This is a genomic window from Pseudonocardia adelaidensis, from assembly GCF_039543345.1.
GTDB lineage: Bacteria > Actinomycetota > Actinomycetes > Mycobacteriales > Pseudonocardiaceae > Pseudonocardia > Pseudonocardia adelaidensis.
Map to the genome: position 1 here is coordinate 28,385 of NZ_BAABJO010000012.1, position 24,112 is coordinate 52,496.

The following is a 24,112-nucleotide window of genomic DNA, read 5'->3' on the forward strand; positions in this document are numbered from 1 at the left end:
CCATCGCCGCCCGAGATTACTGGGTTCCCGCCTCCGCGGGGTCCCGCCGGGGCGGCCCCGCGCGGCGCCACCGGAGCGGTGAGACCCCGTGGGCGCCGCGGAAGCGCCGGGCGAAGTAGCCGGGGTCGCGGTAGCCCACCCGGGCCGCGACGGCCTCGACCGTGAGCTCGGTGTCGGCGAGCAGGCGCCGGGCCTCCACCATCCGGCGCTCGGTGATCCACTGCTGCACCGTGCGCCCGGTCTTGCGGCCCACCACGGTGGTGAGGTGCCCGGGCGTGAGCCCGACGGTCGTGGCGACGTCCGCGAGGCTCAGCGGGCCGCGGAAGCCGGCCTCGACCGCGTCGAAGACGGCGGCGAGCAGGGGCTCGTCGCGCAGTGCGAGATCGTCGGGGCCGTCGGCCGCGAGCCGCGAGATCGCGACGAGGAGCAACGTCAGGTGGGCGAGCGCGGCCTCGTCGCACCCGTCGCGCCGCTCCTGCACCTCCCGGTCGATGGCTTCGGCGTGCCCGACGAACGCGGACCGCTGCCCCGGCGGGACGCGCAGCCGGTGGGCCCCGCCCGCGACGCCCCGCACGTACGGGAAGAGCAGCGGATGGGCCCGCCAGGACAGGAACGTGCCGAGGCCGCCCGGCGCCATGACGTCGGGCGGGAAGTACACGGCCCACCCTTCGGCGTCGTGCAGCTCGCGCTCGACGAACGTGACCACCTCGCCGGGCGCGACGACCAGCACGTCACCCGCCTCGACCCGCCACTCCCGATCGTCGAGCAGCACCCGGCCACCGCCGCGCTCGACGATGACGACCACGAGGAACTCGTGCGCGTGCGGGTGCGGACGAACGCCGTCGGGGCTCGTGTGGCCCTCCCGTATGCGCACCACGCCGACCGGGGGTACACCGGGCACGCGACGGTAGCCGTACACCGGCGGGCCCCCGCTGGTCGCCGTCCGCACCAGAACCGAAGATAGTCCCGGTACGGCCGACGAACGTCCCTTGGCAGCGGGTTCCTGCAGCTCCAGCCTGGAGTGCGACACCCGAGCATCGTCACATCCGAGGGAGATCACCGCCATGGCCAACCGCCATCAGGAACACGACTACGTGCCCGCGATGGGCCGGGACCGGCTGCTGCCGCTCTACGACCCGTTCACGTGGCTGCTCGGCGTGCCCCGGATCCACCGGCGTCTCGTCGAGCTGGCCGCCGTGGAGCCCGGCCACCGGGTGCTCGAGATCGGCTGCGGCACCGGCAACCTCGTGTTGCGCGCGCAGCGGATGCACCCGGACGCGGAGCTGGTGGGGGTCGACCCCGACCCGCTGGCACTCGCCAGGGCCCGGCGCAAGGCCGAGCGCGCTGGGCGGCCGGTGCGCTTCGACCAGGGAAAGGCGGGCGAGCTGCCCTATCCGGACGAGAGCATGGACCGGGTGCTCTCGGCGTTCATGTTCCACCACCTCGACGACGCCGAGAAACGCCGTGCGCTCGCCGAGATCCGCCGCGTGCTGCGTCCGGGCGGACAGCTGCACCTGGTGGACATCGCCGGGCATCACCACGGCCCGTTCGGCCATCGGATGCAGCGCAACGAGTACCTGCGGGACAACGCGGGCGATGGCATCCCGGAGCGCATGCGCGGCGCCGGCCTCACCGACGTCCGGACCGGGGAACGCGGTCGCCTCCGCACCACCTTCTACCGGGCGAGCCGCTAGCGGCGCGTGTCGGCCCGGTGGAAGTTGCGGTGGGCCCGGGACGGCGTGGGCCCGCGCTGCCCCTGGTAGCGGGAGCCGACACCCTGGCTGCCGTAGGGCCGCTCGGCGGGGCTGGAGAGCCGGAACAGGCACAGCTGCCCGATCTTCATCCCCGGCCACAGCGTGATCGGCAGGTTCGCGACGTTGGACAGCTCCAGCGTGATGTGGCCGGTGAAGCCCGGGTCGATGAAGCCCGCCGTCGAATGGGTGAGCAGGCCGAGCCGCCCGAGGCTCGACTTCCCCTCCAGCCGCCCCGCGAGGTCGTCGGGCAGGGCGACCTCCTCGAAGGTCGACCCGAGCACGAACTCACCCGGGTGCAGCACGAACGGCTCGTCGCCCTGGGTCTCCACGGGCGAGGTCAGCTCGTCCTGTTGCTGCGCGGGATCGATGTGGGTGTAGCGGGAGTTCTGGAAGACGCGGAAGAACCGGTCCAGGCGCACGTCGATGCTCGACGGCTGGAGCATCTGCTCGTCCCACGGGTCGAGCACCAGCCTGCCGGCGTCGATCTCCTTGCGCAGGTCACCGTCGGACAGCAGCACCGCGCAAGGGTAGCCAGTGTCCGTACCGGCGGCTCAGACCTGGGTGTTCGTCGGGGACGGCGAGCCGAGCAGCGGCGAAGGGCAGAGCCCGAACATCCACGCCACCGCCTGCTCGACGCGTGCGGCCGCGAGCCCGTCGGACGGCGCGACGGGGGTGATCCCGGCGGTCGCGAGGATCTGGCGCACCGTGGTCATGACGGCCGGGCTCAGGATGCTGCGGATCGAGTCGCCCGGTTGGGGGACGTGCGGCCCGTCGACGAGCACGGCGGGCGTACCGAGTCCCGGCGCGTCGGCCACCAGCTCCGGGTCGTCGGAGACGAGCACGGCGCTCGCGGCCACGAGCTGCACCAGCTCCGCGAGCGGCATGCTGCGGACGACCCTGGCCCGCTCGTGCTGCAACAGCGGGTAGGCGGCGCCGTGGCCCGCGAGCTCGCCGAACACCACGATCTCGATGTCCGGCTCGCGCTGCAGCAGGTCGGGGAGCCCGGCGAGCACACCGAGCGAGTCGGCGCGGTCGAGCCCGACCAGCACGAGGCGGGGCCCGCCCGCCCACACCCTCCGCACGAGTCGTGCGAACGACAGGTCGGCGGGCTGCGGGTTGGCCGTCATCGTCTCGCCGACCGCGATCGTGTTCGGCCCCACCGGGCTGCCCGTCTCGGACTGCGCCGCCACGAGGAACAGCGACGCGAGCTGGCCGATGATGCGCCGGTTGGCCTCCTGCGGGAAAGGGCACAGCAGGTCATCGGTGGCCACCCCGCTCTGCAGATGCACCACCGGGATCTGCCGCCAGAACGCCACCTGCGCAGCCACGGCAGCGGTCATCCCGCCGCCGTAGACCATCACGGCCGACGGGTCGAGGTCGACGAGCACGTCGTCGAGGCGCGTCATGAGCGTGGCCGCGACGGCGGCCGGCTGCGGGGGAGGCGGCTCCCGCAGGAGCACGGTGACGTCAGCCGGTACCCCGAGCGCCTCGAAGGCCTCGTGCACCGACATCGGGTCCGGCCCCGTGGCGACCGTGAGCGCCCGTATCCGGTCGGCCTCGGCGAACGCGGTGGCCACGGGCGCGAGCCGCGCCACCTCCGGGAGGCTGCCGGCGACGAGCAGGACGTCGTGGTCGTGCCCGGGGTCGGGGAGCGCCTCGAGCGACGCTTCGAACTCGGTCATGCTGGATCCTTCGGCCGGGGGAGCTGGCCTGACGGGTCCTCGGAGTGTGAACTGAGCACGGACCGGGCGTCGAGAGCTCATCCCAACTGCTGGTTCCGAAAGGGTGAGAACCACTCTGTTGGACGTACGGCGCGGTGCTTGCCAGTGACGGAGCGTGAGATGCTAGGCTTCGATCGCACCTCGCGGATGTAGTTCAATGGTAGAACATCAGCTTCCCAAGCTGAGAACGCGGGTTCGATTCCCGTCATCCGCTCCACCACAAAGGCCTAGCTCAGACGGTGTCCACACCGGAGCTGGGCCTTCGTCGTTCCCATGGTCAACAAGGTTCAGCGATGAGCCGATCGGCATCGCTCGTGGCTCGCTGGTAGATCAGCGCCGCGCGCATGTCGTCGTGCCCCATCCGCGCCATGAGGTCCTTGGTCGACATGCCCCCTCGGACGCCCGCCCGTGACTTGGGCGAGCACGAAGAAGACCACGGGAGACCGGTTTGGATCATCGATGGGCGACCAACCCCCGAGCATGCAGACATCGGCTACCCGTCCAGACGCCGGGACGGTGATCGCGTGATCGTCCACGTCGCCGGCATCCACAGCCCCTGCTCCCCGGGCGTGGTGCACCACCTCGCGCACCACCTCGCCGAGCCGTACCGGACGACGGGAGACCAGTCGTTCAGCCTCACCGTCCGCTGCCAGCTCGACGGCCTGACCATCACCGGCAGCGACATCCTCAGCGGCCCACACCCCTGGCGACCCGGATGAAGGTGCACACCGCTCAACTGCCGGGCGCCGAGACCAGCACCGACCGGGTGATCGTCACTCCAGACGCCGTGATCGTCCTGGACGGCGCCAGCGCCTACCTGCCATCCGCCATCGGGCCCGGCACCTACGCCGAAACACTCGGCCGCAACATCGCCGCCGAGCTCCACCAGGCGCCGGGGACACCGATCGCCAACGCGGTCGCCGAGGCCATCCGGCGGACCAGCGAGCAACTCGACCTGCGCCCGGGGGCGTCCCCATCGAGCACCGTCGCCATCCTCCGAGCCAGACCCGACGCCGCCGATCTCTACGTGCTCGGCGACAGCCCGATCCACTACGGCATCGGCCACCGGCAGCACTCGCTCACGGACGACAGGCTCTCGGCCGTCGCCACCCCCGAACGCGAGCACTACCGTGCGCAGCTCCGCGCCGGCCACGGCTACGACGACGCTCACCATGCCGCGCTCGTCCACCTCCAGCGAACCCAACAGCAGGCCCGCAACGTCGAGGGCGGCTACTGGATCGCCGAGACCGACCCCGCCGCAGCCCACCACGCGCTCACCACGAGCGTGGAGCGAGACATGATCGAATGGGCGGTCCTCGCCACCGACGGAGCAGCCGACCTCATCGAGCACGCCGGTCACCGCTGGCACCGCATCGCCCAGTACGACGACGCCCAGCTCACCGCTCTACTCGCACGCGTCCACGAGTGGGAGGACACCTCCGACCCGGATGGTCGCCACCTGCCCCGCGCCGAGCGGCACGACGACAAGACGATCGCAGCACTCGCGTCGATCTGGACGTGAGCCGTCACCTCGTTCGCCGCCGGATCTGCCTCTCGATGCTCACGGCGCAACGGCCTCACCGGATGCCCCGAGTGGGGTTACTGTTCGCCCTGGTCAGAGGCAGATTCGCGCTTGGTCGTACGAGGTGGTGAGCGCCATGTCACGTTCCAACCAGGAAGCCATCAATCAGCTTGCGGCGGAGGTCCTCACGGAGCACGAGCTCGCTGCGCTCGACAGGATCTTTCACGCGGACTACGTCGAGGCCGACCCTCCGCCCGGCATGGGGCCGGGTATCGAGGGCCTTCGCCAGTGGCTGGAAGGCTGGTTTGCGGCTTTCCCCGACCTGCGCTGGACGGTTGAGGAGCAGATCGCTGACGGCGACCAGGTGTGGAGCCGCTCGACCTGGCAGGGAACTCATCAGGGTGCGTTCTTCGGTATACCGGCTACGGGCAAGAAGGTCTCCGTTGCCGCGTGGACGATTGATCGTTTCCGCGACGGCAAGATCGAGCACAGCCGCCTCATCATGGACACCCTCGGACTGATGCAGCAGCTCGGCGTGATCCCGCCCGCTGGCTAACCGTGCGGGCAGACGGACTAGCGCCAAGCCGGCAACAAGCCCCGGTCAGCAGGGGGTGGCGGCGGGCACCCCCGAACGGGCCGGGGCCTGGTCAGGGCCAGTGCACCCCGCCTCACCGCTGGTTCCCGAGCTGAGAACGCGGGCTCGATCCTCGCCATCCGCTCTCAGGCGAAGGCCCAGCTCCCACGGTGTCCACACCGGAGCTGGGCCTTCGACGTCCCATCGGTCACCGCCCGCGAACCGGGTGCTGCCATCGTTGCGTTCATGGCATTCCTGCAGCTCACCGCGATCCTCGTGGAGGACTACGACGACGCGATCGCCTTCTTCACCCAGGCACTGGGATTCGAGCTGGTGGAGGACTCGCCCGCCCGCACCAACGACGGCCGCCCCAAGCGCTGGGTGGTCGTCCGCCCGCCGGGCGCTGAAACCGGGATCCTCCTCGCCCGCGCCGACGGCGAACCCCAGTCCGCGGCGATCGGCGATCAGCACGCCGGCCGGGTCGGCTTCTTCCTCCGCGTCGACGACTTCGACGCCTGCTACCAGCGCATGAAGGCCGCGGGCGTCGAGTTCCTCGCCGAGCCCCGTTCCGAGCCCTACGGCCGGGTCGTCGTCTTCCGCGACGTCGCCGGCAACCGTTGGGACCTCCTCGGCCCCGCCGCGTCCTCCTGACCTCGTCGGCGGCACCCCCGACCGGTGGGACCGGGCTTCCGGGCGATGAGGAAGCCCTGCGGGACCTTCGCGGACGCACTGGTCGGCTCGGGCGCTCGGACGAGGCGGGCGGTGAGGTCGAAGCCCGCGTCCTCGAGCAGAGCGACGACGGCGTCGGGTTGCAGGCGGTGGAAGTCCAGCGAGACCTGGTGGCCGAAGGCCTCGTCGAGGTGCAGGGTGTCGTCACCGACCTGGAAGGCCAGCAGCGCGTAGCCGCCAGGCCGGAGCACCCGGTGGAACTCGCCGATCACCTCCGGGCGCCGGGGCGCGGGGACGTGGATGACCGAGTACCAGGCGACCACTCCCGCCACGCTCTCGTCCGCGACGTCGAGCGCGCTCATCTCGCCCACCTCGAACCCGATCCCGGGGTGCTCACGACGGGCGAGCGCGACCATCGCGGGCGACAGATCGATGCCGCGGACGGGCAGGCCGAGCCGGTGCAGGTGGGCCGCGACGCCGCCCGGCCCGCTCCCGACCTCGAGCACCTGCGGGTCGGGGTGGCCGCGCCGGACCATCTCGGCGAACCCCGTCAGCAGCGCACGGTCGAGCGGGGACTCGTCGAGCGAGGCGGCGAACAGCTCGGCGTACTGCTCGGCCATGGCGTCGTAGCCGGACCTCGTCGCGCTCAGGTGAGCCGTCTCGATCACGGCGGGCATGCTACGAAGCCGGCGGCGCCCTGCGGGTACCAGCACGCACCCGCCGAGCGCTCGGCGCCGATGAGTTCGGACGGCGCGCCCGGTCCATCCCCCGAGTACGTCCGCACGCGGCGTACCGAGGAGGAGGGGCCGTGCCCGCAGGCGAGCGCATGTTCATGATCAACGGAGCGGCGAGCTGCGTGGAGGTGCAGGGCGGCGCCGACGACCCGGCCGTGCTGCTCGTCGGGTCGTCGATGTCGAGCTGGCCCGACGAGCTCTGCGCACGGCTCGTGGCCGGCGGGCGCCGGGTGATCCGGTACGACGTTCGCGACACCGGTCGCTCGGAGTCGTACCCCCCGGGCGCGCCCGGCTACTCGCTCGCCGATCTCGTCGACGACGCGGCCGGCGTGCTCGACGCGACCGGCACCGAGCGCGCGCACGTCGTGGGGATGTCGACGGGCGGCTGGATCGCCCAGCTGCTCGCCCTCGACCACGCCGATCGGGTCGCGACGCTCACGCTCATCGCGAGCCGGCCGAACACGCCCGGGCCGGTCGACGACGACCTCCCCGAGCACGACCCGGCCCTCATGGAGGTGATCACCCGCACCCCGGAGCCGGACTGGTCGGACGAGCGAGCCGTCGTCGACCACCTCGTGCTGATGGCCGGGACGTCCGCCGGGGCGGGCGCGTTCGACGAGGCCTCCGCCCGTGCGCGCGCCGAGGCCGAGGTCGCCCGTACCACCGACGTCAGGTGCGCGACCAGCAACATCGCCTTCGCCGACCACGGCCCTCGCTGGCGTGAGCGGCTCGGCGAGATCACCGCGCGGACGCTCGTGCTGCACGGCGAGGACGACCCGTTCTTCCCGATCGGCAACGGGGAGGCGCTCACCGCCGAGATCCCGGACGCTCGGCTCGTCCGGCTCGCTCACGTCGGGCACTGGCTCCCCGCCCACGCCGTCCCGGTCGTGGCGGACGAGCTGCTCGCCCACACGACGGGCTGATCGGACGGCCGGAGGCGCCGGTAGCGGGCGATGATCACGCCCGTGGTGGTCGTGACGCTGCGCATGAGCTCGAACTCGGCGAGCGGGGCGGGACCGTCGAAGAGCCGAGCGCCGCAGCCCAGCGTCAGCGGGTGGATCAGCAGCGTGTACTCGTCGATCAGGCCCGCGGCGTGCAGGCTCCGGACCAGCGACGCGCTGCCGTTGATCGACAGGTCGTTGCCCGGCCGGGCCTTCAGCTCGGCGACCGTCTCGACCGCCTCGCCGCGCAACAGGATCGAGTTCTGCCACGCGTCGGCGTCGTCGAGGGTCCTCGACACGACGTACTTCGTGGCCGCGTTCATGTGCGTGGTGAACGGGTTGCCGTCGGTCGCCCGCCCCCAGGCGGTGGTGAAGTCCTGCCATGTCGTGCGTCCGAACAGCATGTCCCCCGGCCGGGCCATGCCCTCGGCCAGCTCGCGGCCCATGACCTCGTCGTTGTAGCGCGGGCCCCAGCCCCCGTGCGGGAAGCCGCCGCGGGTGTCCTCGTCCGGGCGGCCGAGGCCCTGGACGACCCCGTCGAGGGTGACGAACTCGGTGGCCCTGATCCGACGCATCCGTCTGCTCCGTTCCGTGCGGGAGGCCGCCCTGCCGCGGCCCCTGGCTCTTACACGAACGACCGCAGGCGACATCGACAGCGACATGGAACTAATCAAATTTCAGCTCGATGAGGTATCGTCATCACATGCGCGTCGTGGTGACCCACTGGGTGCATGCGGGCGTGACGGCCCGGCTGGCCGAGTTCTGCCGTCCCGTCGCGCCGTCGCGCCAGGAGGAGCTGTGGCCGCGGGCCGAGGTGCTGGCCAGGGCGCGCGAGGCCGAGGGCCTCGTCGTCTGCATGGCCGACCGGGTGGACGCCGAGCTGCTGACGGCGTGCCCGCGGTTGCGGGTGGTCAGCGGGGTCTTCAAGGGCCAGGACACGATCGACGTGGCGGCCTGCGTGCGACGCGGTGTGCAGGTGACCGTGTTGCCGGACCTGCTGACGGCGCCCACGGCGGAACTGGTGGTCGGGCTGGTGCTGGCCCTGCGGCGGCGCCTGGTGGAGGGCGACACCTGGGTGCGGTCGGGGCGGCACGCCGGTTGGCGGCCCCGCCTCTACGGCAGCGGCCTGGCGGGCGCCACCGTCGGCATCATCGGGATGGGCCGGATCGGGCGGGCGGTGGCCGGCCGGCTCCGCGGCTTCGACGTCACGCTCGTGTACAGCGACCCCGTCCCGCTGCCCGACCCCGAGGCGCGCCGGCTCGGCGCGCGCCGGGTTCCCTTCCCCGAGCTACTGGCCGGCAGCGACGTCGTGGTGCCGCTGGTTCCGCTCACCGCGGACACCCGGCACCTGCTCGACGCCGAGGCGCTGCGCCGGATGCGGCCGGGCGCCTGCGTGGTGAACGCCGCCCGTGGGTCGATCGTCGACGAGGACGCGGTCGCCGAGGCACTGCGGGACGGCACGCTGGGCGGGTACGCGGCGGACGTCTTCGCTTTCGAGGACACCGCGTCCGGGGCGGTTGCGGCCGGGATCCCGCCTGCCCTGCTGACGCACCCCCGCACCGTGCTGACCCCGCACCTGGGCTCGGCGGTCGACGACGTGCGCCGCGAGATGGGGCTCGCGGTCGCCGAGCAGGTCCGGGACGCGCTCGCGGGCAGGCACCCCGAGGGCGCGATCACCCCGCCGCCGCCCCGGACGGTCCCGCGGTGAACCTCAACCAGCTCGCCGCCTACGTCGCGGTGCTCGACACCGGCGGGTTCCGGGCCGCGGCGGCCCGGCTCGGCGTCACCCAGGGCGCCGTGTCCCAGCACATCCGCCGGCTGGAGACCGAGCTGGGCACGAGCCTGGTCGAGCGCTCCTCCAGCGGCTGCCTCCCCGCGCCGGCGAGCGCGGCGTTCGAGCGCTACGCACGCACCCTGCTGGAGCTCGCCGACCGGGCCGGCCGGCTGTTCAGCGACCCCGAGCTGGTCGTGGGCGCGGCCTCGAACATCGGCATCTACCTGCTCCAGCCGATGATCAAGTCGATCGGGCACGCCCACGCGCCGCGCTACCGCATCCGACAGCGGATGGGCACCAACCGCGACGTGCTCGAGGAGCTGTGCACCGGGGCCGTCGACGTCGCCGTCACCGAGTGGTGGGACGAGCGGCCCGGCTTCGAGGCCACGCCGTGGCGCGACGAACCGCTGGTCGTCATCGTGGGCCCGGGCCATCCGTGGGCGGGCCGCACTGGCGTGAGCGTCGACGAGCTGGCCGGCGAGACGCTGCTCGGCGGCGAGCCGGCCAGCGGCACCGGAACCCTGCTGCAGAACACGCTCGGAGCTGCCGCGGCCCGGCTGCCCACCCCGGTGAACCTCGGCAGCACCGCCGCCGTCAAGGCCGCCGTCGAAGCCGGACTCGGCGTCTCGCTCGTCCTCGCCGCCGCCGCGGACGGCGAGGTGGCTGCGGGCCGGCTGCACGCGCTCGCCCTGGAAGGCCCGCCGCTGCGGAAGACCCTCTGGGTGAGCCACCGCCGCGCACTGGTGGCCTCCGACCCGGCCGCCGCGTTCACCCGGGCCCTGCTGGCCGCCGAGCCATGACCTCCGATCCCCGCCCGACGACGCGCGCCGCTCCCTGGCGGCGGGTGTTCTACGGGTGGTGGATGATCGCCGGGCTCGCCGTCACCGAACTGGTCTCGTGGGGCGTGCTCGTCTACGCCTTCTCGGTGTTCGTCGTGCCCATGGGCGCGCAGCTCGGCTGGTCGGCGGCCCAGCTGGGCGGCGCGTACACCACGGGCGTGGCGGTATCCGGCCTGGTCGCCGTCCCCGTCGGGCACCTGCTGCAGCGCAACGGGGCCCGGGGGGTCATGACCGCCGGCAGCCTGCTCGGGGTCGCGGGGCTGCTGACCTGGGCACACGCCCATTCCCTCGGCACCTTCTACACGGCGTTCGTCCTGGCCGGGCTGGCGATGGCCGCCACCCTCTACGAGCCGGCGTTCGCCGTGGCCGCCACCTGGTTCGTCGCTCACCGCGCCCGCGCCGTGCTGGTGCTCACGATCGCCGGCGGCCTGTCCAGCACCGTGTTCGTGCCGCTGACCGGGGTCCTCATCGGCGCGTACGGCTGGCGGACCACCCTCGTCCTGCTCGCCGGGATCCTGGGCGTGGTCACGGTGCCACTGCACGCCGCGCTGCTGCGGCGCCGGCCGTCCGACCTGGGGACGCATCCCGACGGGCGACCCGCGGACGCCGACGCGCCGACGTGGCCGGACACCATCAGCGGCGCGATCACGCGGCGCGCCTCGTTCCGGTGGTTCACCCTCCACCTGGTCACCCACACCGCCGGGAAGCTCGCCGTCACGGTCGTGCTGGTCGCCTATCTCACCGGCCGCGGCTACCCGCTGACCCAGGCCACCGTCGCGGCAGGCGCCGTCGGCGCGTTCCAGGTGATCGGACGGCTGACCTGCACGGCGCTGCAGAGCCGGATCCCGGCGCAGCGCACGGCGGTCCTCCTGTTCGCCGCGCAGGCGGTGGCCCTGCCCGCCCCGCTGCTCACCACCGGCCACGGACCGGCGGCCACGGCCGCCGTCATCGGGTCGGTCGTGTTCTTCGGCCTCGGGTACGGACTGCCCGACCTGCTACGCGGCACCGTGCTCGTCGACTACTACGGCCCGCGCCGCTACCCGCGCGTCAACGGGATCATCGCCGTCTTCGTCGTCGCGGCGCGGGCCGCAGGCCCCCTCCTCGCCGGTCTCGCCGCCACAGCCTTCGGCGGCCACTCCGCCACACTGCTCGGCGCCGCGGCCCTGATGGCGACGGGGGGCTTCGCCCTGTCCCGCGCCCACCGCGCGTTCACCACCGAATCGGCCGCGGCTGAACCCGACGACCGCGGCCGAATCTGATCAGAGCTTGTCCACCGCGTGCTTGACCAGCACCCCGACCCGGTCCTTGTCAGCGGTCGCGGGACCGCTCACCGCCACCATCACCGGTGTCCCACCGACGACCTTCACGGCCGAGAACGTCGCGGTCCCGTCCTGGTCGGCGTAGTAGACAGCACCCTCACCGATCCCGCTGACCCGTTCGGCGCCGGCCTTCTTGTCCATCACCGCCTTGATCATCTGATTGGGGGTGACCTCGTTGCCCTCGTACACCGAGGCGACCAGCGCGGCCGCGTCCTCGCCACCTGCCGTGTAGCTGCAGACGAAGGCCTGGCCCCCGTTGGCGAGCTTCTGCGACGGCGCCTCCTCTGCCGTGGCCCCGGAGACCGAGAACGCCTCGTCGACCTCGCTGGTCTCGACCAGCGGACATGCCGCCGTGATCTCCGCGGCCGTCCGCCGGCCGGCCGGGCTCGACGGGCTGCCCGCGCTCGGAGCGGGCTGCGTGGTCGCCTGCGCGACCGAGCTGGGGGATCCGGCGGAAACGGCCTCCGAACACGCTGACATCAACGGCAATGCAGCTGCCACGACCGCCAGCGCAGCCCAGCGGGCGGAAGGCCTGACACGATTCGACACGAAGACACACCACTATCGTCACTCGGAAGGATGAACCAGCACGCTACGCCTTGCGATCCACTCGCAATTTCATCACCCTTTCGGCCCTTAATTGAGGCGCAGAAGGCTGAATCGTGATGCCCCGAACGCCGCGAGAAGCTGCTCCCTACCGGAGCAGCTTGCTCATCTGCATGGTCGAGAGGGCGTAACCGCTCTTGCGGTACAGCGCGATCGCGGCCACGTTCGTGCCGACGACGTTGAGGCCGAGGCGGGTCCTGCCGTCGCGCACGGCGAGTGCCTCGACCTCGGCGAGGATCGCGGAGCCGTAAACCGGCGCGCCGCGCGTGCGGGTAGACGTTGATGTCGTACAGCCATGCGGCGTCGGTGCCCTCGGCGCGGTGCGGGTCCGGTCCCACCCAGGCGTTCCCCACCGGGCTGCCGGCAGTGTCCTCGGCGATCAGGAGGGTGTGCCGCGGGGTGGCCACACCCTGGGGCAGGTACTGCCTGATCCCGCCCGCCGCCGTGGCACGGGCTTCCTCCTCGGACATGGTCGCGACGAGCTCCTCGACGACCGCGGCCTGCATCTCGACGACGTACGTGCGGTACTCGTCCTCGGACATCTCGCGCAGCGTCACGCGTGGTGGCCCCATACCCTCATCGTGTCCAGTGGCCATCTGGAGATCAACACGTGCCGACCCCGCGTGACTACGACACCGACCCCGGGCGATACCGGTTGGGCATGCGGGTGGCGGCCGCGCACACGGCGCCGGGGGTGAACCTGCAGGCCCGGATCGTCGAGCTCATCGTCGCTGCGGGCGGCACCACCGTGCTCGACGCCGGCTGTGGTGACGGCGCCCTCGCCGTCGCGGCTGCCACCTGGCCCCTGGACGTGATCGGGCTGGATGCGGCCGCTCCCATGGTCGAGGCCGCCCGCGCGCACGGGCCGGTCGTCCGCGGTGACGTCGCGGCTCTTCCGGTGGCCGACGCGAGCGTCGACGCCGTGGTGACCGTCAACGTGCTCGACCACCTCGACCGGCCCACGACCGCGCTCTGCGAGGCGAGGCGGGTCCTCCGGCCGGGCGGGCTGTTCGTGGCGGGCACGGTGGCACGCTCCGACTCGCCCGAGCTGGGGCCGTTCTGGCACGCAGCGCCCGGGACGTTCGACAGCGAGGAAGCGCCCGGCATCGTGGCGGGCGTCTTCGGTGCGGTGACCGTCGAACCGTGGGACGCCCCGCTCGTGACGCTCCCCGACCGCGACGCCGTGCGGGACTACCTGCGCGCCCGGTTCGTACCTTCGGGCGAGGCAGGTCGGCTCGCCGACGCGATCGCGGCGCGCGGCCCGCTCCCGCTGCCGGTGACCAAACGCGGCGCGCTGCTGCTGGCGCGGCGCTGACCAGCGCGGATATCGCCTTGTTCGGCAGTCGGAAGGGCTGCGACACTCGCCGCGTGACCAGCGCCACCGACCCGCTCCGGCGCATCCCGTATGCGAGCGACGCGCTCGACGTGCTCGGGGAGTGCGCGGGCATGGCCGTCTGCGAGATGTCCGTCCCCGCCGGGTTCCCCGGCCCGCCGGCGCACGTCCACCACGGGTTCGACGAGGCGATCTACGTGCTCGACGGGGAGCTGCTCGTCGTCACGGGCCGGTCCGACGCGCGCCCGCTCCCTGCCGGGAGCCTGGTGCTCGCGCCCCGGGGCACCCGGCACACGTTCCGCAACCCGGGCGACCGGCCGGTGCGGGTCCTCGGCATCTGGAGTCCCGGCTCGGCGTTGGAGTTCATGGAGGACGTCGGCGTGGCGTTGCCCGCCTCCGGTCCGCCGGACCCGTCCCTGATCGCCGAGGTGTACCGACGGCACAACAGCGAGGTCGTTCCTTAGTACCCGGGGTTTGCCCGATCAGTCGGGCAGCAACGGCACCGTGAGGCCCTGGTCGCGCCCCAACAGCACCGCGCGGGTGACGGCCGAGGTGCCGAACCGGCGGTGCACCTCGTCCAGTGCGGTGTCGAGCGCATCGGTGGCGCCCTCGTCGAACGGCAGCTCGAGCTGCATCGTGGCGTCGTCGTCGAGGTTGCCGACCGCGATGCCGACGAGGGTGCACCCGCGCTCCCGGATGAGCGGCAGCGCCCGCGCCACGAGCACGCGCACCGCGGCGAGCACCTCCTCGGTGCCGGAGGTCGGCTGGGCGAGGGTGTGGGAGCGGGAGATGCGGGAGAAGTCGGCGAACCTCAGCCGCAGCACCACGGTGCGGCCGACGCGGTGGGCCTTCCGCATCCGCCGGGTGACGCGGTCGGCCAGCCCGACGACCACCGCGTCGATGCTCTCCGGGGTGTGGGGCCCCCTGCCGATGGCCCGCTGGGAGCCGATCGACCCGCGACGGCGGCCCACCACGACGGGGCGCGGGTCGCGGTTCTGGGCGAGCGCGTGCAGGTGGCGCCCCAGCGCGCGACCCAACGTGGACACCAGGACCGACTCGGGAAGGGCCGCCACCTCACCCACGCTCGAGATGCCGTACTCGTGCAGCTTGGCCGCCGTGACCCGGCCGACGCCCCACAGCCGCTCCACCGCCAGCGGGTGCAGGAACTCGAGCTCCCCGTCGGGCGGGACGACGAGCAGCCCGTCCGGCTTGGCCACCCCGCTGGCGACCTTGGCGAGGAACTTCGTGCGGGCGACGCCCACGGTGATCGGCAGCCCGACGCGCTCGCGCACCTCCCTGCGCAGCCGCGCGGCGATGTCGACCGGCGGGCCGGAGATCCGGCGCAGGCCGCCGACGTCGAGGAACGCCTCGTCGATGGACAGGCCCTCCACCAGCGGCGTGGTGTGCCGGAACACCTCGAACACCGCCTTGCTGGCCGCGGCGTACGCCGACATCCGCGGTGGGACCACGATCGCGTGCGGGCACAGTGCGAGGGCCTGCCGTCCGCCCATGGCGGTGGCCACCCCACAGGCCTTGGCCTCGTAGCTGGCCGCGAGCACCACGCCCCCGCCGACGATCACCGGGCGCCCGCGCAGGCGGGGGTCGTCGCGCTGCTCGACCGATGCGTAGAACGCGTCGAGATCGGCGTGGAGGATGGAGGCCTCACCGGGCACGAACAGATGTTCGCATCGGCCACCGACAGCGGGAAACCCGTTGTCGCCGCCGGAATGATCGTTCGGGTGGAACCGACCGGTCGCCGGGTGCGCGCAGTCGTGGTGCACGAGGGCACCCTCCTCGGCGCGCTACCCGGGTTCGACGTCGCCGGCCCGTCGTGGTCGGACGTCGAGCCGGTGGCGGCCGAGCTGGACCGGCGGCTCGGCGCCCGCACGGCCGTGCTCCGCATGGTCACGGCGACCGGCCGGATGATGCGCGGCGGCGAGGTCACCTACCTCGTCGAGGCGATGACGCCGCCGACGTCGGCACCTCGATGGGACGGCACCGCCGATCCCGGTGTCCTCGCCCCGCACGAGCACCGGATGCCATGGGCCGAGCCCGGAGGGCCGGCGCGGGTCCTGGACTGGGCGACGGCCGAGCTGCGTGGGGTGGGCCGACCGCTCACGGGCCCGCCCGTTCAGGTGAAGTCCTGGAACCTCTCCTGCCTCTACCGGCTCCCCGCGACGGCCGGGCCGGTCTGGCTCAAGTGCACGCCGCCGTTCCTCGGGGCCGAGGCGCTGGCCGCCGGCTACGTGGCCGAGCACGACCCCGACCTCGCTCCCGCGGTGCTCGCCGCCACCGCCGACGGCGGGTGCACGGTGATGGCCGATGTGCCCGGCCGCGACTGCTGGGACGCCGACGCCGCCACGGTCGCCGCGGTGCTGCCGCGGTACGTCGCCGTGCAGGCCGCGCTCGCCGGGCACGCGCTGCCCGGCCTGCCCGACCGCCGGGTGTCCACCCTCGCCGCCCGCGCCGACCGGTTGCTCGCCCCGGACGTGACCGCCGATCTCGACGCGGCCGAGCGGCGAGCGCTCGCCCGTCTCGTCGCCGGGCTGGCGGACCGCGGGGCCTCGATCGCGGGCACGGGGGTGCCCGAGACCCTCGTGCACGGCGACTTCCACCCGGGCAACTGGCGTTCCGACGGGCGCCGTCGCGTCGTCTTCGACTGGTGCGAGTCCAGGCGCGGCCATCCCGCGTGCGACGTGCTGAGGCTCGCCGAATGGCTACCGGCCCCGCTCGCCGCGCTGGCGGCGCACCGCTGGGCGGCCGAGTGGCGCGCCGCCGTGCCCGGGTGCGACCCGGATCGGGCCGCCGAGCTCGTGCGCCCCGTCCAGCACCTCGAGGCCGCGCTCACCTACCAGACGTTCCTCGACGGCATCGAGCCGGACGAGCGGGTCTACCACGAGGGCGATCCGGTTGAACAGATCCGGCTGGCGCTCGCTCACCGCGCCGCGTAGGCCTCCCGGGCCTTCCGCAGCTCCTCGCCGTGCGCGGCGTTCCAGGCGCAGGACGCGGCGAGCGGGGCGAAGAGGGAGGAGCCGAGCGGCGTCAGGGCGTACTCGACGCGCGGCGGGATGCCGGGCTGAGCGGTGCGCGTGACCAACCCGTCCCGTTCCATCGCGCGGAGCGACTCGGTGAGGACCTTCGGCGTGATCGGCGCGAGCGGGACCTGCAGCTCCGAGAACCGGCGTGGGCCGTCGCGCAGGCAGGCGAGGATCTTCGCCGTCCACTTGTCGCCCACCCGGACCGGGAGGGTCGAGTGGTCGGCGCAGCCGGCGAACATGTCCGGGGCGAGCGGGTCGGGCACGCACCCGAGCCTACGTCGGCGCTGGTCGCGACCACTACCGTTGCGGGAACCGGGCACCCTGCTCCTACCGTGCTGCGGCATGGGGAAGATCGTGGTCTTCGGAGCGGGTGGCCGGGCCGGGCGCCGGGTGGTCGAGGAGGCCGCGGCGCGCGGCCACGCCGTGACCGCGGTGGTGCGCACGCCACCCGAGCAGCGCGTGGACGGACGCGTGACGATCGCGGCCGGAGACGTCACCGACCCGGCGAGCGTGGCCGCGACGGCCGCCGGGCACGACGCGGCGATCACCGCGGCGGTCCGGCTCGACGTCCCGGCCGTCGACTTCTACACCGCGGCGACGCGCGCGCTCGTCGCCGGGCTGGGCGAGGCGGGCGTCCGCAGACTGGTCCTCGTGGGGATCGGATCGGCCCTGGAGGTGGCTCCGGGCCGGCGGGCGCTCGACGACCCGGCCTTCCCGCCGGGCCACCGGGCCTTCGCACTCGGCCACGTGGCGCAGCTCGACGTCCTCGCGGACGCCCCGCTCGACTGGGTCGTGCTCGCCCCGCCCGTCGTCTTCCTGGACGAGGCGGCCGAGCGGACCGGGCGCTACCGGACGGGCGGCACGGCGCCGCTGTCGCCGGCACCCACGTCCTTCTCCTACGCCGACCTCGCGGTCGCCCTCGTCGACGAGGCGGAGTCGCCCCGGCACCACCGGGTGATGGTCGCGGTGGGCGCCTGATCCCGCTCGGTGGCGCCCGGGCCGGGATCGGAGCCGCTACCTCGTTCTGCGCGGCCGCAGCGGTGGAGCCTTCGCGATCACGACCGTGCCGGCGAGGGCGGCCGCGAGCCCGAGCGCGAGCACCCAGCCCCAGCCGGGCCGGACCGGGTCGCCCAGCAGCCAGATCCCGACCATCCCCGGCACGAGCACCTCGGTGACGATGAAGACCGCCGTGACCGCGCCGACGTCGCCGCGGGAGAGCGCAGCCGTGTAGCCGACCATGCCGACCAGCCAGAACCCGACCACGAGGTACGTGGAGGGTTGGCCGAGCAGGAGCGCGATGTCGAGCCCCTCACCGGTCTGGACGTGCGCGGCGCGCACCGACACGGAGCCGCCGCCGAACCCGAGGCCTGACACCAGCGCGAGCGGCCACGCGTGCTTGCCCTGCCGCAGTATCAACACCCCGACCGCGAGCAGGAGCAGCGACGACAGCAGCACCACGTCCACGCCCGGGCGGTGCACCGGCGGCTGCTCGGTACCCGCGCTCGCCGCCACGAGCACCAGGCCCGCGAGGCACCCCGTGACCGCCAGCCGCGTGGTCATCGGCAGCTGCGCCCCGATCAACCAGGCGCTCACCACCGCGGTGAGCGCGATCGTGCCCCCGATCACCGCCTGTACGGCGAACACGGGCAGCACCCGCAGCGCCATCACGGCGCATCCCCACGCCACCAGATCGAGCAGCATCCCGGCGAGGTAGCGCGGCTGGACGGCAGCGGGTCTGGTACGGGTGGCCCGCCGGGCACCCGCCGCCTGGAGCAGTGCGCCGCAGCTGTTGAGGACCATCGCAACAGCGGCGAACAGGATCCCCACCAGCACGGCGTTCAGCATGCCTCACGGCGGGGTGGAGCGTTCCCGTCAGGGCCGCGGTCGTTGCTTCGAAACCTCGAAGAAGCCGCTCATCAGGCCACCGGGGAGCGCCGCGTTCGGGTCCCAGCGGGACGCGCGGTGCTCCTGCAGTATCCGGCGCGGCGCCTCCGAGGCGCGGACGACCAGTAGCGCGATGAGCGTCAGGACGATCACGGGCACGCCGATCACGAGGACCGGCCAGTCGAAGTAGCCGTACGCCACGAGCCCGGCCGCCAGCTCCATGGCGACGACCGTCGCTCCCATCCGCAGCACGGCAGTGTTCCCTTCTCGGAGTGTTCGGTGTCGGTTCTTCGGTCAGAGCGTCGGCGGCGCGGCGGCGGCGTCCTCGCCCACCTGGTCGAGCTCGCCTGCCGGGCCGGACGCGTTGCTGTCGCCGTCGCTCCCGCCCGACTCGCTGCCGGAGTCGGAGTCGCTGCTGCCGCTGTCGGAGTCGCTGCCGGAGTCGGAGTCCTTGGTGGTGCCGCTGCCCTTCGTGGGCTCGCTGGACTTCGTCGTCGTCTTGGACGAGGACGGCGGCTTCTCCCCGGACGTGGCCGGAGCGCTCGTCGGTTCGCCTGCGGGAGGCACGGCCGGGGCGGGTTCGCCCCCACCACCCGAACCGCGGCCACTTCCGCCGCTACCGCTGCCGGACTCGGACGGTGCGGAGTTCGAGCCCGTGCTCTCGTTGCCGGCGGTGTCCGTGGGCGTTTCGGACCCGCTCGGCCACAGGACGATCGCCAGCACGACGGCGCCCACGGCCAGCAGCGCACCCAGCCCGATCGCCATCACGTTGGGCCGGCGCCGCTCCTGCAGCTCCGGCTCGTCGTCGTAGTCGTCGTAGTCCCACTCCGGCTCCGGCTGCTGGTGCGCGTGCCGCGCCTGCCGGGGGCCGGGCTGCTGCGTGAGCACCGCGGCCGCGGGGTCGGCGACCGGCCGGGCCGGGGGACCGTAGTGGCCGGGGGGTGTGCCGCGGGGCGGGGTGCCCTGCTCGCCGCGCTGCGGGCCGTCGTTGTAGGGCCCGTCGTTGTACGGGCCGTCGTTGTACGGGCCGTCGTTGTACGGGCCGTCGTTGTACGGGCCGCTGTAGGGCATCCCGGGAGCGCCGGGCGGGAGCGGCGCCATCCGCGGCGGCCGCGCGGGCGGCGGGGCGCCGGGCGCCATCGGCGGGCCGGCGGGCGCCGCGACGGGCTGCGGCACCAACGACAGCGCGGCCCCCTTGGCGATGGCGTTCTTGGGGTCGGCGTCCACCGCGACCGGCCTGCCGAGCTGCTCGGAGACCAGCTGCGCGACGAGCGGGATCCGCGAGGAACCGCCGACGAGCAGCACGGCCGTCAGCTGGTCCGGCGCGAACCCCGCCGAGATGACCGCGGAGCGCAGCGCCGCGACGGTGTCCTCCACCTGGGGCCGGATCATCGCCTCGAACTCGCTGCGGTGCAGCCGCACCGAACCGCGCGACGACGGCAGCAGCACCGGGATCGACACCTCGGTGTCGCTGCTGAGCGCCTCCTTGGCCTCTGTGCACTCGCGCCGGATGCGCGCCACGGCCGACAGCACGGCCGGGTCGGTGTCGTCGAGCTCGGCGAAGGCGTCGGGCATCCCCTCGAGCACGTGCTCGAACACGGCCTGGTCGAAGTCGATGCCGCCGAGCCGTTCGAGGCCCTCCGGCCGGCCGACCAGCCGGAAGTCGACGTCGCCCTTGCGCACGACCGCGGCGTCGAACGTGCCGCCACCGAAGTCGTAGACGGCGATCGTGGACCCGGCGTTGATCCGCTCGTTCGCGGCGTAGCTCATGGCGGCCGCCTGCGGCTCGGCCAGGAACGTGACGGTGAGGCCCTGGTTCGCGAGTGCGGAGGCCAGCAGCTCCTTCTTGTGCTGCCCCCAGGCGGCGGGGTGGGTGACGGCGATCCGGTCGGCCGGCCCGCCCTCGCGCTCCGCGACGCGGTCGACGACCCAGCGGACGAGCCGGGAGGAGAGGTCCTGGGGGGCCCACGGCCGGTTCGCGACCATCAGGGGCGTCGGGTCGCCGATGCGCCGCTTGAACTCGCGGACCACGCGGTCCGGATCGGTCAGGGCCCGCCGCTCGGCGGCCTCGCCGACGACCATCGAGCCGTCCGGCCCGATGAAGACGACCGACGGCACCGTGGCACCACGGCTACCGAGGGTGACGACTTCCGGCTCCCCCCAGCGGCGGCCCGAGGAACGGCTCACCGCTGCGCAGGTGAACGTCGTTCCCAGGTCGATCCCGAGCTGGTACGCCATGCCTTTCCCCTCACCCCGACAACCGGCCTGTAGACCGGCCCCACGATCGCATCGCGGGATCTCGGCCCGTCGTTAGCCCCTCCAGGGGCCCCATTGGATCAAGGCCGACCCCCGAGTCCCCCTATCGGGGGGCTCCCTAATCCCCCGAACGGCGGCTTCCCGCAACTGTGGGGGATCCCCGATGGCCGAGCAACTCCTGCGCCCTACGTTCTGTTCAACGCGGCCCACCCAACCGCAGTCACGCAACCCAGAGGGGATACACAACACATGACTCTGCTCGAGTTCCTCCGCTCCCTGATCTTCGACGAGGACGCCCGGCAGGAGTTCGCGGACAACCCGGAGCAGGCGCTCGACGACGCCGGCCTGGGCCACCTGAGCGCGGACGACGTGCGGGACGCCCTGGAGATCATGCAGGACGACAGCCAGGACGCGGACTTCAGCCGCAACTACAACGGCGGCGACAACGAGGTCAACATCGCCGCGCCGTCACCGGTGGAGCACCACCACGACGGCGGGTCCGAGTCGGCGGCCGAGTACATCAACAAGTACATCTACAACAACTACGTCACCAACGAGGGTGACACGATCACCGACAACTCGATCAACCAGCAGATCGACACCGGCGGCGGCGACTTCGACCAGAACATCGACATCGACTCGACCGTCGCCTCGGGTGACGGCGCGGTGGCTGCCGGTGACGACATCGAGGACTCCCAGATCGCCACCGGGGACAACAACACCATCGGCGACGGCAACACCGACGTGGACGTCGAGGACGGCGGCAGCGCGGTCGTCGGCGACGACAACCAGGTCGTGAACGGCGACGGCAACACCACGGGCTTCGGCGACGGCGACGTCTCCTCCACCGACATCGACGGCGACGTCAGCGTCGACGACGGCAGCTCCTTCGCCATCGGCGGCGACTCCTCCGTGGACAGCCGCGACCAGTCCGACGACGACGTCAACATCGACAACAGCGACAACTCCGTCGAGGACTCCGGCAACACCACCACCGACTGGCACGACGAGTCGGACAACTCGAGCCACACCTCGATCGAGGACAACGACGAGTACAGCGAGTACTCCGACAGCTCCGACCACAGCAGCTACAACGACAACGACTCGACCGAGACCGACAGCCACGACAGCGTCGACTCGGACTACTCGATCCAGGCCTGATCGGCTGGACCAACGCGACCCCGTCGCCGGCGATGCCGGTGGCGGGGTCGTGACGTTGCGGGCCCACCTCGGGGACCGAATCCCCTAATGCGGGGTCGGTGGACGGTGCCGCATCCCCGATGGCGGCGGGTCGTCCCGGACCTACCGTTCCGTCCGATCCCACGAGCACCCGGAGAGGCAAGTGCCCGAGACGCTGTCCCTGATGGAGTTCCTGCAGGCGCTCCTCACCGACGCCGGGATGCGTGACGGCTTCGGGGACGACCCGCAGGGCACCCTGGCCGCCCACGGCCTCGCCGACCTCACCCCCGCCGACGTGCACGACGCGCTCGTGCTCGTGCAGGACACCCAGACCGTCGACTACTCCCTCGACGCCGCGACCGCCCCGCCGCCCCCGCCGCCCGCCGGTGACGGCCACGAAGCCGCGGTGGAGTACCTGGCCCGCTACCTCGCCGGACCGCAGGAGGCCGCGCCCGCCGAGTCGTGGCCCGACCCCGACGACCCCGGCGGCACCGCGCCGCTCGGTGAGTTCGGGTCGGGCGACGACACCGGGTACGGGGCCGGCTCCGACCTCCCCTTCGACGACGGCGGGTGGGCCGCTCCGAGGACCGAGCCCGATCACGGGCCCGGCGAGCAGATCGACACCATCCACGAGGACCTCGGTCACCACGACGGGTTCGACGAGTTCAGCGGCTTCGCGGACCTCGCCGACGACGTCCTCGACGACGTCCTGGACGGCCACGACGGCGGCCCGACGATGTCCGAGGGGGCTTGACCCCTCAGCGGAGAGCGGCGTCCCCCGAACCCCCTACGGGTGGGGTGCCGGATCCCCGAACGGGTACGAATCCCAGACTCTGGACGATCCCCGATGGCCCGGATGGCCGAGCGCCATAGCGTTCGTCCCAACGCCGGAACACCCCGGTCCCGGCACCTCTCCCACATGGAGTTGACCGACGATGTCGACGACCAACCTGCTCGAACTGCTCCTCAACCTGCTCCGCGACCCGAGCGCCTACCGCGACGACCCGGAGGGCTTCCTCTCCTCGTGCGGCGACGTGTCGCCGGAGGACATCCGCGAGGCGCTGCTCCTGCTGCAGGATCGGCAGGACGCCGACTTCAGCCGCGAGTACCACGGCGGCGGCAACGTGGTCCACGTGCCCCCGCCGCCGCCCGCCTCGGAGCCGGAGCCCGGCGAGAGCAACCACGAGGCCGCGGTGCGCTACCTGGACACCTACATCACCAACAACTACGTCACCAACGAGGGCGACACGATCACCGACAACTCGATCAACCAGCAGATCGACACCGGCGGCGGCGACTTCGACCAGGACATCGACGTCGACTCCGTGGTGGCATCCGGCGACGGTTCGGTGGCGGCGGGCGACGACATCGACGACTCCCAGATCGCCACCGGGGACGACGACACGATCGGCGACGGCAACACGGACGTGGACGTCGAGGACGGCGGCAGCGCGGTCGTCGGCGACGACAACGAGGTCGTGAACGGCGACGACAACGTCACGGGCTTCGGCGACGGGGACGTCTCCTCCACCGACGTCGACGGCGACGTCGCCGTGGACGACGGGAGCTCCCTCGCGATCGACGGCAGCTCCTCCGTGGACAGCCGCGACCAGTCCGATGACGACGTCACCATCGACAACAGCGACAACTCGGTCGAGGACTCCGGCAACACCACCACCGACTGGCACGACGAGTCGGACAACTCGAGCCACACATCGGTGCAGGACAACGACGAGTACAGCGAGTACTCCGACAGCTCCGACCACAGCAGCTACGACGAGAACGACACGACCACCACGGACAGCCACGACGCCACCCAGGAGTCGTACAGCGCCGAGGTCGTCTGATCACTGGTGGCAGCGCCGCGCGGGCGGCGCTGTAGCCTGCCGGGTGACCCGCCGCCGGCCCCGCCACTCCACGGGAGTACCCGAGGTGGCGGGGCCGGTGTCGTACTGGCCGATCCGGTGAG

28 protein-coding genes and 1 tRNA gene are annotated in these 24,112 nt (G+C 72.7%); 17 read left to right on the forward strand and 12 right to left on the reverse strand.

From position 1 onward, the window contains the following. Positions 1–16: 16 nt before the first annotated feature. Entirely contained in the window at positions 17–949 is a 933-nt protein-coding gene (locus ABEA81_RS17435; RefSeq protein ID WP_345606184.1) for an AraC family transcriptional regulator, read from the reverse strand. Positions 950–1,064: 115 nt separating this feature from the next. Between ABEA81_RS17435 and ABEA81_RS17440 the strand changes: the two genes are divergently transcribed. After that, a complete protein-coding gene (locus tag ABEA81_RS17440) occupies positions 1,065–1,694 on the forward strand; it encodes a class I SAM-dependent methyltransferase (RefSeq protein ID WP_345606185.1) in 630 nt (209 codons plus the stop codon). Here the strand turns inward: ABEA81_RS17440 and dcd are convergent. Both dcd and ABEA81_RS17450 read right to left on the reverse strand, forming a co-directional pair. Next, positions 1,691–2,272 carry a dCTP deaminase gene (dcd, locus tag ABEA81_RS17445; RefSeq protein ID WP_345606186.1) on the reverse strand — a complete coding sequence of 194 codons (582 nt, stop codon included), beginning with the start codon at positions 2,270–2,272 and terminating at the stop codon, positions 1,691–1,693. The two genes, ABEA81_RS17440 and dcd, sit on opposite strands and share 4 nt — an antisense overlap. Before the next feature lie 33 nt (positions 2,273–2,305). Beyond that, a complete protein-coding gene (locus ABEA81_RS17450; RefSeq protein WP_345606187.1) occupies positions 2,306–3,436 on the reverse strand; it encodes a UDP-N-acetylglucosamine 2-epimerase in 1,131 nt (376 codons plus the stop codon). A gap of 182 nt (positions 3,437–3,618) precedes the next feature. Between ABEA81_RS17450 and ABEA81_RS17455 the strand changes: the two genes are divergently transcribed. The 5 genes from ABEA81_RS17455 to ABEA81_RS17475 all read left to right on the forward strand — a co-directional run bounded on the left by ABEA81_RS17455 (position 3,619) and on the right by ABEA81_RS17475 (position 6,222). Continuing rightward, a tRNA-Gly gene (locus tag ABEA81_RS17455) sits at positions 3,619–3,692 on the forward strand. Between the two features lie 307 nt (positions 3,693–3,999). Further along, positions 4,000–4,194 (forward strand): hypothetical protein, encoded by a 195-nt coding sequence (locus tag ABEA81_RS17460; protein ID WP_345606188.1) that lies wholly within the window; start codon positions 4,000–4,002, stop codon positions 4,192–4,194. Between the two features lie 2 nt (positions 4,195–4,196). Next, on the forward strand, positions 4,197–4,997 hold the full coding sequence (locus ABEA81_RS17465) for a hypothetical protein (RefSeq protein ID WP_345606189.1): 801 nt from the start codon (positions 4,197–4,199) through the stop codon (positions 4,995–4,997). A gap of 136 nt (positions 4,998–5,133) precedes the next feature. Continuing rightward, positions 5,134–5,553, forward strand: coding sequence for an ester cyclase (locus ABEA81_RS17470; RefSeq protein ID WP_345606190.1), 420 nt, complete (start codon positions 5,134–5,136; stop codon positions 5,551–5,553). Positions 5,554–5,817: 264 nt separating this feature from the next. Continuing rightward, positions 5,818–6,222: a VOC family protein gene (locus ABEA81_RS17475; protein WP_345606191.1), complete on the forward strand. Its 405-nt coding sequence runs from the start codon at positions 5,818–5,820 to the stop codon at positions 6,220–6,222. Here ABEA81_RS17475 and ABEA81_RS17480 read toward each other — a convergent pair. After that, a complete protein-coding gene (locus tag ABEA81_RS17480) occupies positions 6,147–6,908 on the reverse strand; it encodes a class I SAM-dependent DNA methyltransferase (protein WP_345606192.1) in 762 nt (253 codons plus the stop codon). The genes ABEA81_RS17475 and ABEA81_RS17480 overlap by 76 nt on opposite strands. Positions 6,909–7,048: 140 nt before the next feature. Here ABEA81_RS17480 and ABEA81_RS17485 point away from each other — a divergent pair, with 140 nt between their 5' ends. Further along, a complete protein-coding gene (locus ABEA81_RS17485) occupies positions 7,049–7,897 on the forward strand; it encodes an alpha/beta fold hydrolase (protein ID WP_345606193.1) in 849 nt (282 codons plus the stop codon). Here ABEA81_RS17485 and ABEA81_RS17490 read toward each other — a convergent pair. Continuing rightward, on the reverse strand, positions 7,822–8,490 hold the full coding sequence (locus ABEA81_RS17490; protein ID WP_345606194.1) for a dihydrofolate reductase family protein: 669 nt from the start codon (positions 8,488–8,490) through the stop codon (positions 7,822–7,824). The genes ABEA81_RS17485 and ABEA81_RS17490 overlap by 76 nt on opposite strands. Positions 8,491–8,618: 128 nt before the next feature. Between ABEA81_RS17490 and ABEA81_RS17495 the strand changes: the two genes are divergently transcribed. Genes ABEA81_RS17495 through ABEA81_RS17505 form a run of 3 tightly spaced genes read left to right on the forward strand, consistent with a single transcriptional unit; the run spans position 8,619 to position 11,787 of the window. After that, positions 8,619–9,623, forward strand: a complete 1,005-nt coding sequence (locus ABEA81_RS17495; protein ID WP_345606195.1) for an NAD(P)-dependent oxidoreductase — start codon at positions 8,619–8,621, stop codon at positions 9,621–9,623. Further along, complete coding sequence (locus tag ABEA81_RS17500) at positions 9,620–10,489, forward strand: LysR family transcriptional regulator (protein WP_345606196.1); 870 nt, start codon at positions 9,620–9,622, stop codon at positions 10,487–10,489. The genes ABEA81_RS17495 and ABEA81_RS17500 overlap by 4 nt, the downstream gene beginning before the upstream one ends. Beyond that, entirely contained in the window at positions 10,486–11,787 is a 1,302-nt protein-coding gene (locus tag ABEA81_RS17505; RefSeq protein WP_345606197.1) for an MFS transporter, read from the forward strand. The genes ABEA81_RS17500 and ABEA81_RS17505 overlap by 4 nt, the downstream gene beginning before the upstream one ends. On the opposite strand, the gene ABEA81_RS17510 is transcribed toward ABEA81_RS17505, so the two are convergent. Both ABEA81_RS17510 and ABEA81_RS17515 read right to left on the reverse strand, forming a co-directional pair. Beyond that, on the reverse strand, positions 11,788–12,327 hold the full coding sequence (locus ABEA81_RS17510) for a hypothetical protein (protein ID WP_345606198.1): 540 nt from the start codon (positions 12,325–12,327) through the stop codon (positions 11,788–11,790). 214 nt (positions 12,328–12,541) lie between these two features. Continuing rightward, on the reverse strand, positions 12,542–12,664 hold the full coding sequence (locus ABEA81_RS17515; RefSeq protein ID WP_345606199.1) for a hypothetical protein: 123 nt from the start codon (positions 12,662–12,664) through the stop codon (positions 12,542–12,544). A gap of 399 nt (positions 12,665–13,063) precedes the next feature. Between ABEA81_RS17515 and ABEA81_RS17520 the strand changes: the two genes are divergently transcribed. Both ABEA81_RS17520 and ABEA81_RS17525 read left to right on the forward strand, forming a co-directional pair. Next, a complete protein-coding gene (locus tag ABEA81_RS17520) occupies positions 13,064–13,768 on the forward strand; it encodes a class I SAM-dependent methyltransferase (protein ID WP_345606200.1) in 705 nt (234 codons plus the stop codon). A 53-nt stretch (positions 13,769–13,821) separates the two neighbouring features. Further along, complete coding sequence (locus ABEA81_RS17525; RefSeq protein WP_345606201.1) at positions 13,822–14,250, forward strand: cupin domain-containing protein; 429 nt, start codon at positions 13,822–13,824, stop codon at positions 14,248–14,250. A gap of 18 nt (positions 14,251–14,268) precedes the next feature. On the opposite strand, the gene dinB is transcribed toward ABEA81_RS17525, so the two are convergent. Next, entirely contained in the window at positions 14,269–15,465 is a 1,197-nt protein-coding gene (dinB, locus tag ABEA81_RS17530; RefSeq protein WP_345606406.1) for a DNA polymerase IV, read from the reverse strand. Between the two features lie 60 nt (positions 15,466–15,525). On the opposite strand from dinB, the gene ABEA81_RS17535 reads away from it, so the two are divergent. Continuing rightward, entirely contained in the window at positions 15,526–16,737 is a 1,212-nt protein-coding gene (locus tag ABEA81_RS17535) for an aminoglycoside phosphotransferase family protein (RefSeq protein WP_345606202.1), read from the forward strand. On the opposite strand, the gene ABEA81_RS17540 is transcribed toward ABEA81_RS17535, so the two are convergent. Continuing rightward, positions 16,722–17,087 carry a winged helix-turn-helix transcriptional regulator gene (locus ABEA81_RS17540; protein ID WP_345606203.1) on the reverse strand — a complete coding sequence of 122 codons (366 nt, stop codon included), beginning with the start codon at positions 17,085–17,087 and terminating at the stop codon, positions 16,722–16,724. The two genes, ABEA81_RS17535 and ABEA81_RS17540, sit on opposite strands and share 16 nt — an antisense overlap. A 79-nt stretch (positions 17,088–17,166) precedes the next feature. On the opposite strand from ABEA81_RS17540, the gene ABEA81_RS17545 reads away from it, so the two are divergent. Further along, on the forward strand, positions 17,167–17,802 hold the full coding sequence (locus ABEA81_RS17545; RefSeq protein ID WP_345606204.1) for an NAD(P)-dependent oxidoreductase: 636 nt from the start codon (positions 17,167–17,169) through the stop codon (positions 17,800–17,802). Between the two features lie 36 nt (positions 17,803–17,838). Here ABEA81_RS17545 and ABEA81_RS17550 read toward each other — a convergent pair whose 3' ends face one another. From ABEA81_RS17550 to ABEA81_RS17560, 3 genes are read right to left on the reverse strand one after another with little or no spacing between them, the layout of a single operon-like run. Beyond that, positions 17,839–18,669 carry a hypothetical protein gene (locus tag ABEA81_RS17550; protein ID WP_345606205.1) on the reverse strand — a complete coding sequence of 277 codons (831 nt, stop codon included), beginning with the start codon at positions 18,667–18,669 and terminating at the stop codon, positions 17,839–17,841. 27 nt (positions 18,670–18,696) lie between these two features. Then, positions 18,697–18,951 (reverse strand): hypothetical protein, encoded by a 255-nt coding sequence (locus ABEA81_RS17555; protein WP_345606206.1) that lies wholly within the window; start codon positions 18,949–18,951, stop codon positions 18,697–18,699. Between the two features lie 51 nt (positions 18,952–19,002). Beyond that, positions 19,003–20,946, reverse strand: coding sequence for an Hsp70 family protein (locus ABEA81_RS17560; protein ID WP_345606207.1), 1,944 nt, complete (start codon positions 20,944–20,946; stop codon positions 19,003–19,005). Between the two features lie 267 nt (positions 20,947–21,213). Between ABEA81_RS17560 and ABEA81_RS17565 the strand changes: the two genes are divergently transcribed. The 3 genes from ABEA81_RS17565 to ABEA81_RS17575 all read left to right on the forward strand — a co-directional run bounded on the left by ABEA81_RS17565 (position 21,214) and on the right by ABEA81_RS17575 (position 23,990). After that, positions 21,214–22,125, forward strand: a complete 912-nt coding sequence (locus ABEA81_RS17565; protein WP_345606208.1) for an IniB N-terminal domain-containing protein — start codon at positions 21,214–21,216, stop codon at positions 22,123–22,125. Positions 22,126–22,306: 181 nt separating this feature from the next. Continuing rightward, a complete protein-coding gene (locus ABEA81_RS17570; RefSeq protein ID WP_345606209.1) occupies positions 22,307–22,897 on the forward strand; it encodes an IniB N-terminal domain-containing protein in 591 nt (196 codons plus the stop codon). A gap of 181 nt (positions 22,898–23,078) precedes the next feature. Further along, on the forward strand, positions 23,079–23,990 hold the full coding sequence (locus ABEA81_RS17575) for a hypothetical protein (protein ID WP_345606210.1): 912 nt from the start codon (positions 23,079–23,081) through the stop codon (positions 23,988–23,990). Positions 23,991–24,112: the final 122 nt, after the last annotated feature.

What these genes read in the sequence shown, in the direction of transcription:
- ABEA81_RS17440 (WP_345606185.1), top strand. Translation starts at nt 1,065, where the DNA reads ATGGCCAACCGCCATCAGGAACACGACTACGTGCCCGCGATGGGCCGG.
- ABEA81_RS17450 (WP_345606187.1), bottom strand. Translation starts at nt 3,436, where the DNA reads ATGACCGAGTTCGAAGCGTCGCTCGAGGCGCTCCCCGACCCCGGGCAC.
- ABEA81_RS17470 (WP_345606190.1), top strand. Translation starts at nt 5,134, where the DNA reads ATGTCACGTTCCAACCAGGAAGCCATCAATCAGCTTGCGGCGGAGGTC.
- ABEA81_RS17475 (WP_345606191.1), top strand. Translation starts at nt 5,818, where the DNA reads ATGGCATTCCTGCAGCTCACCGCGATCCTCGTGGAGGACTACGACGAC.
- ABEA81_RS17490 (WP_345606194.1), bottom strand. Translation starts at nt 8,490, where the DNA reads ATGCGTCGGATCAGGGCCACCGAGTTCGTCACCCTCGACGGGGTCGTC.
- ABEA81_RS17495 (WP_345606195.1), top strand. Translation starts at nt 8,619, where the DNA reads ATGCGCGTCGTGGTGACCCACTGGGTGCATGCGGGCGTGACGGCCCGG.
- ABEA81_RS17505 (WP_345606197.1), top strand. Translation starts at nt 10,486, where the DNA reads ATGACCTCCGATCCCCGCCCGACGACGCGCGCCGCTCCCTGGCGGCGG.
- ABEA81_RS17510 (WP_345606198.1), bottom strand. Translation starts at nt 12,327, where the DNA reads ATGTCAGCGTGTTCGGAGGCCGTTTCCGCCGGATCCCCCAGCTCGGTC.
- ABEA81_RS17545 (WP_345606204.1), top strand. Translation starts at nt 17,167, where the DNA reads ATGGGGAAGATCGTGGTCTTCGGAGCGGGTGGCCGGGCCGGGCGCCGG.
- ABEA81_RS17550 (WP_345606205.1), bottom strand. Translation starts at nt 18,669, where the DNA reads ATGCTGAACGCCGTGCTGGTGGGGATCCTGTTCGCCGCTGTTGCGATG.
- ABEA81_RS17555 (WP_345606206.1), bottom strand. Translation starts at nt 18,951, where the DNA reads ATGGGAGCGACGGTCGTCGCCATGGAGCTGGCGGCCGGGCTCGTGGCG.
- ABEA81_RS17560 (WP_345606207.1), bottom strand. Translation starts at nt 20,946, where the DNA reads ATGGCGTACCAGCTCGGGATCGACCTGGGAACGACGTTCACCTGCGCA.
- ABEA81_RS17565 (WP_345606208.1), top strand. Translation starts at nt 21,214, where the DNA reads ATGACTCTGCTCGAGTTCCTCCGCTCCCTGATCTTCGACGAGGACGCC.
- ABEA81_RS17575 (WP_345606210.1), top strand. Translation starts at nt 23,079, where the DNA reads ATGTCGACGACCAACCTGCTCGAACTGCTCCTCAACCTGCTCCGCGAC.